We start from the raw sequence: 268 nt of genomic DNA, 5'->3' as shown, positions 1-268 counted from the left end.
CATTACCTCCGTCACCTCGATGCTCCGCAGCATGCCGCCCGCGATCAGCCCGTCACGCACCCAGCCCAGCGCCAGCCACCAATGTTCGTAGTGGCGACGTGCGGCGGCGATCTGGTCCGGATGCGGCGAGAAGGTCACCGGGCAGGCGCGGAGTTCGACCGTCCGCCACTTGCCGCGCGACAACACGCGGGTCGTGCCGACCGGGATGGTGATCGCGCGTTCGCCGTGCTGATTGCGCTTCATCTCGATTGGCACGCAGCGTGGTACA

The 268-nt window shown here is 67.5% G+C and carries 1 pseudogene; it reads right to left on the bottom strand.

The window, feature by feature from the left end:
• A pseudogene (locus tag Q5Y72_RS19835) lies at window positions 1–268 on the bottom strand (hypothetical protein); the annotation flags it as partial.

The organism is Paracoccus spongiarum (assembly GCF_030732095.1).
Classification (GTDB): domain Bacteria; phylum Pseudomonadota; class Alphaproteobacteria; order Rhodobacterales; family Rhodobacteraceae; genus Paracoccus; species Paracoccus spongiarum.
The sequence above is the reverse complement of the archived record's forward strand: the minus strand, read 5'-3'. Positions and strand labels throughout refer to the sequence as shown.